The organism is Rubrimonas sp., assembly GCF_036788415.1.
In the GTDB taxonomy this organism is placed as follows: Bacteria; Pseudomonadota; Alphaproteobacteria; order Rhodobacterales; family Rhodobacteraceae; genus Rubrimonas.
Genome location: NZ_DAIQNN010000140.1, coordinates 1 through 5,419 on the forward strand (window position 1 = coordinate 1; position 5,419 = coordinate 5,419).

A 5,419-nucleotide genomic window follows, 5' to 3' on the forward strand; every position below is an offset into this window, starting at 1 on the left:
GGGTGAAGGCGCGGATGGCGCGGTTAATCGGAACCGAGAAGTGAAATTCCATATATGATCGCAAGCACTGAAAACACCTTGGTGACTAGGAATACATTCCGAAACGCCTTTCCATAACTCGGATACCCTCGCCTTGAAATCCTGTCAGAAATATCAACAATCCTCAGCCAAGGCTCGTAAGCCGAAAGCCTCGACTGAAATCGCCTGAACGACTTCTCGCTGATCTTAACAAGTGCCTTGTTTCTTTCTTCTATGCTCTGAAAAATACACGTAATAATAAAAAGAAATAAAGAAGCAAAAATAATAGTCACTGCCTTTTCTGAGTTTACGGCGACACCAATGGCCGCAATCGCAAACCCAATTACCGTGACAAAAAACTGAAAAAACTGCACCCTTTGTTGAGCGTGCTTATCGAACATCCTGTAGGATATATCTAGGCATAACTTGAAATCGTCGTCGAATTTTTTATTCCTTGAAGCTTCAGAATCCGGATTATTCATGACAAACCCCTGCGGGCGGAAAAATGTCCGCCCGCAGGAAGAGTACCTTCAGTTCTTCGCCTTGTCGACCAGCGCGCCGGCCTTGATCCAGGGCATCATGCCGCGCAGTTTCTCGCCGACGGCCTCGATCTGGTGGGCGTCGTTGTTGCGGCGGGTCGCCTTGAACATCGGCTGGCCGGCGCGGCATTCGCGCATCCATTCCGACACGAAGCGGCCCTGCTGGATGTCGTCGAGCACCGCCTTCATGCGCGCCTTGGTCTCGTCTCGCGGCAGGATGCGCGGGCCCGAGACGTATTCGCCGAATTCGGCGGTGTTGGAGATCGAGTAGTTCATGTTGGCGATGCCGCCCTCGTAGATCAGGTCCACGATCAGCTTCACCTCGTGCAGGCACTCGAAATAGGCCATCTCCGGCGCATAGCCGGCCTCGACCAGCGTCTCGAAGCCCATGCGGATCAGCTCGACGAGGCCGCCGCAGAGCACGGCCTGCTCGCCGAACAGGTCGGTCTCGCATTCCTCCTTGAAGCTCGTCTCGATGATGCCCGAGCGGCCGCCGCCGATGGCCGAGCAATAGGAGAGGCCGATCTCGAGCGCCTTGCCGGAGGCGTCGTTGTTCACCGCCACGAGGCAGGGCACGCCGCCGCCACGCACGAACTCGCCGCGCACCGTGTGGCCGGGGCCTTTGGGCGCCATCATCAGCACGTCGATGGAGGGCTTCGGCTCGATCAGGCCGAAATGGATGTTGAGGCCGTGGGCGAAGGCGATGGCGGCGCCGTCGCGCAGGTTCGGGGCGATGTGCTCGCGGAAGCAGTCGGCCTGCAGCTCGTCGGGCATCGCCATCATCATCAGGTCCGCCCATTTGGCGGCTTCGGCGATCTCCATCACCTTGAGCCCCGCGCCCTCGGCCTTGGCGGCGCTCGCCGAGCCCTTGCGCAGCGCGACGACGACGTTGGCGGCGCCGCTGTCCTTGAGGTTGAGCGCGTGCGCGTGGCCCTGGCTGCCATAGCCGACGATGGCGACGTTCATGCCCTTGATCAGATTGATGTCGCAGTCGCGATCGTAATAGACGCGCATCGCGCTTTCTCCCCTCGCATCATGTGTGCCGTGGCGCGGCGCTTAGACGAGCGGCCCGGCCTTGTCCAGAGAGGCGGGCGCGCGGCTCAGAGCGCGGCGCGCAGGATCGCGGTCAGCGCGGGCGCATCGAGCGCGACCGGATTGCCCTTCATCGAGGAGGAGAGCCGCGACGCCTCGGCGAGCGCGGCGCAGTCGCCCGCTTCCAGCCCCATCGCGCCGAGGCCGGGCAGGCCCTGCGCGGCGCTCCACGACGCCAGCGCCTCGAGGCCGGCCTCGGGCGAGGGCGCGCCGAATTCGGCGGCGATCAGCGCGAGGATTTCGGCGAGCTTCGCCGACGCAGGGCCGTCGCCGAGCGCGGCGGCGTTGGCGCGCAGCACATGCGGCAGGAGCGCGCCGCAGATCGCGCCATGCGCCGCGCCCGTCCAGCCGCCGAGCGCGCCGGCGAAGCCGTGGACAGCGCCGAGCCCGCCATTGGCGAGCGCAAGCCCGCTCGACAGCGAGGCCCAGGCCATCGCGTCGCGCGCCGCGGCGTCGTCGCCTTCCATCAGGGCGCGCAGGGCGCGCAGGCAGGGCGCGATGGCGGGGCGGGTCAGCGCGTCGGTGAAGGGGGTGGCCTTGCAGCTGACATGGGCCTCGATCAGCTGGGTGAGGGCGTCGAGGCCGCAGGCGAGCGTGACCGGCTTCGGGGCGCCGTCGGTCAAAGCGGGGTCGACGATCACGAGGGCGGCGAGCATCCGGTCGTCGCGCAGCGAGGCCTTGCGGCGCTGATCGGGGGCGGCGATCACGGCGTTCTTCGTGGCCTCGGCGCCGGTGCCGGCGGTGGTGGGGATCGCGACGAAAGGGAGCGGGGGCGCGTCGAGCGGCAGGGCGGCGCCGACGACTTCCATATGGTCGAGCACGGGCCGACGCGCCGGGACGAGCGCCGCGACCGCCTTGCCCAGATCGAGCGCCGAGCCGCCGCCGAGCGCCGCCACAGCCTGCGCCCCCGCCGCGCGCGCCTGCGCGACGGCGGCCCCCAGCATGGGGATGTCGGGCTCGCCGGCGCAGGAGATCGGCGTCACGGCGCAGCCCTCGGCCCGGAGCGCGTCGATCAGCCAGCGGGCGCGGAGGGCGGCGGCCCCGTGGACCAGCGCGACGCGGTCGCCGAAGCCGGCGATGCGGCGGGCCGCATGGCTTGCGACCCCGCGCCCGAACAGGATTTCGCGCGGGGCGCGGATGGCGAAGGGGGCGGTCACTCAGACGCTCATGGTGGCCGCGACCGCCTTGCGCCAGCGCGCATAGCGGGCGTCGCGGGCGCCGTGGTCGAGGCCGGGCTCGAAGCGCCGCTCAAGCCGCCAGGTCTGCGCGAAGCCCTCGGCATGCGGATAGAGGCCCGCCTTCATGCCCGCGAGCCAGGCCGCCCCGAGCGCCGTGGTCTCGAGCACTTCGGGCCGGTCGACCGGCGCGCCGATGATGTCGGCGAGAAACTGCATCCCCCAATCCGAGGCCGACATGCCGCCGTCGACCCGCAGCACCGCGCCCGCGCCCCCCTCGCCCTCGGCCCGCGCGCCGTTCCAGTCCGCCGCCATCGCCTCGAGCAGGTCGCGGGTCTGGAAACCGACGCTCTCGAGCGCCGCGCGGGCGAATTCGGCGGGGCCGGAATTGCGCGTGAGGCCGTAAATCGCGCCGCGGCATTCGGCGTTCCAGTAGGGCGCGCCGAGGCCGGTGAAGGCGGGGACCATGATCAGCTGCTGCGTGGGGTCGGCGGCCTCGGCGAGCGCCTGCGTCTCGCGCGCCTCGCGGATCACCTTGAGCCCGTCGCGCAGCCATTGCACCACGGCGCCGGCGATGAAGATCGAGCCCTCCAGCGCGTAGGTCGGTTTCCCGTCGAACTGGTAGGCGATGGTGGTCAGCAGGCGGTTCTTCGAGACGACCGGCTCGGCGCCGGTGTTGAGCAGGGCGAAGCAGCCCGTGCCATAGGTGGATTTCAGCATGCCGGGGCTGAAGCAGGCCTGGCCGAGCGTGGCGGCCTGCTGGTCGCCGGCGACGCCGAGGATCGGGATTTCGCGCCCGAACAGATCGCCCCGCGCCATGCCGAATTCGGCGGCGCAGTCGCGCACCTCGGGCAGCATCTGCATGGGGATGTCGAACAGCTTGCAGATCGTGCTCGACCAGCGGCCCTTGCGGATGTCGTAGAGCAGGGTGCGCGCGGCGTTGGTGGCGTCGGTGACATGCGCGGCGCCGCCGGTCATGCGCCAGATGAGGTAGGTGTCCACCGTGCCGAACAGCAGCGCGCCGTCGCGCGCCCTGGCCCGCGCGCCCTCGACATGGTCGAGGATCCATTTGAGTTTGGTGGCCGAGAAATACGGGTCCATCAGCAGGCCGGTCTTCTCGACGATCAGCTGCTCCTGCCCGTCCTCGCGGACGTGGCGGCAGAACTCGGCGGTGCGGCGATCCTGCCAGACGATGGCGTTGCAGACGGGGCGGCCCGTGTCCTTCTCCCAGACGAGCGTCGTCTCGCGCTGGTTGGTGATGCCGATGGCGGCGATCTGCGAGGCGGGCAGGCCCGCGCGCTCGATCACCTGCCGGCAGACGCCCGCGGTGGTGGACCACAGATCGGCCGGGTCGTGCTCGACCCAGCCGGAGCGGGGGTAGATCTGGGGGAACTCCTCCTGCGCGACGGCGGCGATCTTCATCTGCGCGTCGAACAGGATGGCCCGGCTCGAGGTCGTGCCCTGGTCGATTGCGAGGATGTGGGTCAACCGAACGAGGCCCCTAACCGTAAAACGGCGCGAAAATGGAATCGCTAGCGCCCATTGCGAATTCTCTGCAGCTCTCTCACGCGCCGATCGGCAGCTCGTTTCTTTCTGGCGCGCTGACGTTTATCGGTAACACCCCGAAGTTCATTATCGTAAACCTGCTCACAAAGCCTCAAAAATTTAGCCTCATTCATTTCTTTTATTTCTGTGTTAGTCGGGCTTCGCGCCATTTTTTGTTCCCACTAGTTCCCGAAGCTTGTCCTTAAGCTCACCTGCGTCATCTATAAACTCTGAGATCGCCCTATCGCAATCCTTCGCAAGCTCCAGTCGCTCATCGAGGAGCACACTATCCTCAAGTCTTTTAAGCTCTTCCTTCACCGATTGGAAGCTCTCACTCAAATCAGCAATCTCTTGCGTAAGATCACGATCAAACAAGGTAAAGTTAGGAGTCTGCAAAAACTCCAAAGACGGAATGCTGTAACTTTCAATTTCGATTTTATTATCTTCGAGATAATCCTTAACATCTCTTCCAATCGGCAATAGCTTCCTTACAAGAAAGTCTATATTTGCCATTATAAGATTTGCGTTTGATATAACAATATTTAACCTATTTTCTGTCTCTTTGTCGCGGATTTCAGCGATGTCCTTAAAATATTGATTTGACAAATTTGAAAATGAGACCTGCAGTTCGGCTAGATTCTTTGACGCCTCGACGAGCCGTGCGTCTAATGTCGACGCTGCATCTATTGCTTTTCTTACCGCAGTCGCATGTGCGGCTGACGAGCTACGGATAACCAGCCAATTTCCCGCAAGAGCGCAAACACCACCTATCACTCCAGATAGGAGCGTCTCCCATTGAAACATGTCACTGCCCCACATTTGGTATCTTTTTCACAAGAGAGTAACACCGCTTGTGGTCCTTGAAAAGCAGGCAGTTCATTGTGAACTGCCTGCATCTCACACAGTGTTCAGAGAATCAGTTGCTCCAGCTCCGCACCATCGCGTCGTAGTTGACGGTGACGGGCGTCGGGTCCTCGTTGTCGAGCTTGGGCTTGGGCGCGCCGGGCTGTTCGAGCCAGTAGGCGGCGTCGCGCGGCTCGTTCAGCTTCG

5 protein-coding genes are annotated in these 5,419 nt (G+C 64.0%); all 5 read right to left on the reverse strand.

The features are described 5' to 3' along the window. Nucleotides 1-23 precede the first annotated feature (23 nt). The 5 genes from V7Q31_RS19245 to V7Q31_RS17100 all read right to left on the reverse strand — a co-directional run bounded on the left by V7Q31_RS19245 (nucleotide 24) and on the right by V7Q31_RS17100 (nucleotide 5,188). Nucleotides 24-500, reverse strand: a complete 477-nt coding sequence (locus V7Q31_RS19245; RefSeq protein ID WP_442976719.1) for a RipA family octameric membrane protein — start codon at nucleotides 498-500, stop codon at nucleotides 24-26. Nucleotides 501-548: 48 nt separating this feature from the next. Then, nucleotides 549-1,571 carry a ketol-acid reductoisomerase gene (gene ilvC / locus V7Q31_RS17085; protein WP_333835059.1) on the reverse strand — a complete coding sequence of 341 codons (1,023 nt, stop codon included), beginning with the start codon at nucleotides 1,569-1,571 and terminating at the stop codon, nucleotides 549-551. 86 nt (nucleotides 1,572-1,657) lie between these two features. Beyond that, complete coding sequence (locus V7Q31_RS17090) at nucleotides 1,658-2,806, reverse strand: iron-containing alcohol dehydrogenase (RefSeq protein WP_333835060.1); 1,149 nt, start codon at nucleotides 2,804-2,806, stop codon at nucleotides 1,658-1,660. Then, nucleotides 2,807-4,312 carry a glycerol kinase GlpK gene (gene glpK, locus V7Q31_RS17095; RefSeq protein WP_333835061.1) on the reverse strand — a complete coding sequence of 502 codons (1,506 nt, stop codon included), beginning with the start codon at nucleotides 4,310-4,312 and terminating at the stop codon, nucleotides 2,807-2,809. Nucleotides 4,313-4,519: 207 nt separating this feature from the next. Next, nucleotides 4,520-5,188, reverse strand: coding sequence for a hypothetical protein (locus tag V7Q31_RS17100; RefSeq protein ID WP_333835062.1), 669 nt, complete (start codon nucleotides 5,186-5,188; stop codon nucleotides 4,520-4,522). Between the last annotated feature and the right edge of the window lie 231 nt (nucleotides 5,189-5,419).

Excerpts from the sequence above, each read along its gene's own strand:
- V7Q31_RS19245 (WP_442976719.1), bottom strand. The coding sequence starts at position 500 with ATGAATAATCCGGATTCTGAAGCTTCAAGGAATAAAAAATTCGACGAC.
- ilvC (WP_333835059.1), bottom strand. The coding sequence starts at position 1,571 with ATGCGCGTCTATTACGATCGCGACTGCGACATCAATCTGATCAAGGGC.
- V7Q31_RS17100 (WP_333835062.1), bottom strand. The coding sequence starts at position 5,188 with ATGTGGGGCAGTGACATGTTTCAATGGGAGACGCTCCTATCTGGAGTG.